Here is a 3,563-nt window from a genome sequence, read left to right as displayed (position 1 = left end):
CCCGGTGTACTCGGTGCGGAACAAGCCGCGCTCCTGCAAGATCGGGACGACCGTCTCGGCGAAGACCTCCAGTCCGCCCGGGTAGTACGGCGGCATCACGTTGAAGCCGTCGGCGGCGCCGCCGCGGAACCATTCCTCGATGGTGTCGGCGACCTGCTCGGGGGTTCCGGCGAACACGCGGTGCCCGCGCGCACCGGCGAGGCGGTGCAACAGACCGCGCACGGTGGGGCGTTCCCGCCGCACGATGCCCGCGACCACCTGCAACCGGCTCTGTCCGTTGTCGGTGACATCGCCTGCCGCGTCGAACAGTTCGACCGGGATCGGCTCGTCCAGCGGCAGGTGCCGCAGGCTGATGCCGACGATGCCCTCCAGCTGGGCCAATCCGTATTCCGGCACGGTGAGTTCGTTGAATTCCCGTTCCAGCCGCTTGGCCGCCGCCTCGGTGTCGGCGATGAACGGGCTGATCCCGGGCAGGATCTTGACGTGCTCGGGGTCGCGTCCGAAGCCGCGGGCCCGCTGCTTGATGTCGGCGTAGAACGCCTGCGCGTCGCGCAGCCGCTGATGCGCGGTGAAGATCGCCTCGGCGTACTCGCCCGCGAAAGCCCGGCCGTCGTTCGACGCGCCCGCCTGCACCAGCACCGGGTAGCCCTGCGGCGTGCGCGGCGCGTTGAACGGTCCGCGCACCCGCAGGTACTCGCCCGCGAAGTCGATCCGGTGGATCTTCTCCGGGTCGGCGTACACGCCCGAGGACCGGTCCAGGACGATGGCGTCGTCCTCCCAGCTGTCCCACAGCGCGATCACGGCGTCGACGAATTCCCGCGCCCGCGCGTACCGTTCGGCGTGGTCGGGATGCTTGTCCAGGCCGAAGTTCGCCGCGGCGAGATCGGTGCCGGTGGTGACGATGTTCCAGCCCGCGCGGCCGCCGGAGATGTGGTCCAGCGTGGAGAACAGCCTGGCCAGGTTGTAGGGCTCGTAGTAGGTGGTCGACGCGGTGGCGATGAGGCCGAGATGCGTCGTCGCCGTCGCGATCGCGGTGAGCAGGGTGATCGGCTCCAGGCCGGAGGCCGCGTTGTGCTCGACGTTGGTGCGCAGGGCCGGGCCGTCGGCGAAGAACACCGCGTCCAGCTTCGCGGCTTCGGCGGTGCGGCCGATCTCCTGGTAGTAGGCGACGTCGTAGATCCGCTCGGGACTGCTCCAGGGATGCCGCCAGGCGGCCTCGTGGTGGCCGGAGGGGTAGATGAAGGCGTTGAGACTGAGTTGACGCGGTGCGGTCATGAGGCTTTCTTCTCGTCGGTGAGTGCGTCCGCGACGTCGACGCCCAGGCTGGCCAGCAGCAGGGATCGGTGCCGCAGGAGCGCGGGGTCGCCATGGCGGCGGGGGCGTTCCAGGTCGATGCGCTGGTCCACCGCGACGCGCCCGTCGTCGAGCACCAGGACGCGGTCGGCGAGCAGCACCGCCTCGTCCACGTCGTGGGTCACCAGCAGGACGGCGGGCCGGTGCTTCGCGCACAGGGCCTCCAGCAGCGCGTGCATCTTGATCCGGGTCAACGCGTCCAGCGCGCCGAACGGTTCGTCCGCCAGCAGCAGTTCGGGCTCGCGGACCAGTGAACGCGCCAGGGCCACCCGTTGTTGCTCGCCGCCGGAAAGCTCCTTGGGCCAGGCTCGCTCCCGTCCGGCGAGCCCGACCTCGGCCAGCGCCGCGCGCCCGCGACCGGCCGCGTCCGAACCGCCGAGGCCGAGAATCACGTTGTCCAGCACGCGCATCCAGGGCAGCAGCCGGGAGTCCTGGAACACCACCGAACGCTCGGCAGGCACGCTCAGCTCACCGGATCCTGGCACGTCGTAGTCCAATTCGGCCAGCGCGCGCAGCAGCGTGCTCTTGCCCGAACCGCTGCGGCCGAGCAGGGCGACGAACTCGCCGCGGGCGATGTCGAGGTCGAGGTCGCGCAGCACGACCCGGTCGCCGAAGCCGCGGCGCAGCCGCCGGACGCGGACGACGTTCAGTCCCCCAGTGTCTGCCGCCATGACAGCGCCCTCCTTTCCGCCGCGCGCACCAGGATGTCGCCGAACAGGCCGAGCAAGCCGTAGATCACCAGGCCGACCACGATGATGTCGATCTGGCCGTAGGTGCGGGCCTGGGTCATCAGATAACCGATGCCGCTGGTGGCGTTGACCTGTTCCACCACGACCAGAGCCAGCCACGAGATGGTGACCGCCAGCCGCAGGCCGGTGCAGAAGCCGGGCAGCGAGCCGGGCAGCGCGATCCGCCGGACGAATCCCCACCGGGACAGTCCGACCGTCTGGGCGAGCTCCACGTATCTGGCGTCCACGCTGCGCAGGTGCGCGTGCGTGTTCAAGTAGATCGGGACGGCCACGCTGGTGGTGATCACCAGCAGCTTCATCTCCTCGCCGATGCCGAACCACACGATGAACAGCGGGATCAGCGCGAGTGTCGGAATGGCGCGCTTGATCTGGATCGGCCCGTCCACCAGTGCTTCTCCGACCCGGCTCAGCCCGGCCAGCAGCGCGAGCACCAGGCCGATCGCGACACCGAGCCCGAGCCCGATCGCGGCGCGCCGCACCGAGGTCAGCAGGTTGCTCTGCAATCGGCCGTCGGCGAGCAGGTCACCGGCGGTCTCGGCGACCGTCCAGGGCGCGGGCAAGGTTTCCGGGTCGAGGGTGCCCGAGGCCGACCCGGCCACCCACGCGGCGATCAGCAACGTCGGCCCGAGCGCGATGCCGAACGGGATCGGGCGGCCCGGCCCCAGGCGCCGCGGGGCCGGTCTGCGCTCGGCCAGTTCCGGTTCCGCCGTGGATCGGCCGAGGCCGATGCGGCGCAGCACCGCGGCGTCGAGAGTAGCCATCAGCGTGCCTTCGGCTCGAACGAGGCGCCGCTCGCGGTGACGGCCTCGGTGACCGCGGCGTCGAAGCGCAGGTCGAAGCCGTCGGCCGCCTGCACCTTCTTCGGCAGTTCGCCCGCCTTGGCGATGGCGTCGATGGTGGCCTGCTGACGGTCGACCAGCTGCTGGTCCAGACGCGGGAAGACGTAGGCGCCCAGCGACTCCACGATGCGCTTCGCGTCGTCGGCGCTGACCTTCTGGTTCTCCACGTAGTACCGGCGCGCCCACTCCTCCGGGTGGGTGTTGGCCCACTGGTAGGCCCGGACGAACGCGCCGACCAACGCGCGGGTGGCCGCGGCCTTGGCCGGGTCCTGCACCACGGCGCGGCGGGCGTAGAGGTAGGCCAGGCCGCCGTAGATCCCCGCGGTCTCGGCGTCCGGCACCACCGAGGTGCCCGGCGTGCGCAGCAACCGGGTGACGTTCGGTTCGATCAGCGGCGCCACATCGACCTGGCCGGTGCGAACGGCGTCGAGGAACTCGGCCAGTTGCAGCCGGATCAGCTGCACGTCGGAGGTGGTGAGCCCGGCTTTGTCGATGGCGCGCAGCACGGCCGCCTGCTGGGCCGTGCCCTCGGCGTAGGCGATCTTCTTGCCCTTCAGATCCGTCAGCTTCGGCACCGATCTGCCCGGCGCCACCGCGAGCTTCAGGGCGGTGGCGCTGGTCT

The 3,563-nt window shown here is 70.8% G+C and carries 4 protein-coding genes; all 4 read right to left on the bottom strand.

The annotated features are described in order from the left end of the window. A partial coding sequence (locus ON27_RS09900) for an LLM class flavin-dependent oxidoreductase (protein WP_043723118.1) occupies nt 1–1,275 on the bottom strand: 1,275 nt, incomplete at its 3' end. Continuing rightward, complete coding sequence (locus tag ON27_RS09895) at nt 1,272–2,024, bottom strand: ABC transporter ATP-binding protein (protein ID WP_083887477.1); 753 nt, start codon at nt 2,022–2,024, stop codon at nt 1,272–1,274. The genes ON27_RS09900 and ON27_RS09895, both read right to left, overlap by 4 nt. Beyond that, nucleotides 2,000–2,863 (bottom strand): ABC transporter permease, encoded by an 864-nt coding sequence (locus ON27_RS09890; protein WP_043723114.1) that lies wholly within the window; start codon nt 2,861–2,863, stop codon nt 2,000–2,002. Before ON27_RS09890 ends, ON27_RS09895 begins: the two co-directional genes overlap by 25 nt. After that, nucleotides 2,863–3,563 (bottom strand): ABC transporter substrate-binding protein (locus ON27_RS09885; RefSeq protein WP_043723105.1); only part of this gene is annotated, 701 nt, incomplete at its 5' end. The genes ON27_RS09890 and ON27_RS09885, both read right to left, overlap by 1 nt.

Origin of the sequence: Nocardia asiatica NBRC 100129, assembly GCF_000308415.1 — a bacterium.
Lineage (GTDB): Bacteria > Actinomycetota > Actinomycetes > Mycobacteriales > Mycobacteriaceae > Nocardia > Nocardia asiatica.
This window is presented reverse-complemented; position numbering and strand designations above follow the sequence as displayed.

Coding starts and splice junctions, on each gene's coding strand:
- ON27_RS09895 (WP_083887477.1), bottom strand. CDS start 2,024: ATGGCGGCAGACACTGGGGGACTGAACGTCGTCCGCGTCCGGCGGCTG.
- ON27_RS09890 (WP_043723114.1), bottom strand. CDS start 2,863: ATGGCTACTCTCGACGCCGCGGTGCTGCGCCGCATCGGCCTCGGCCGA.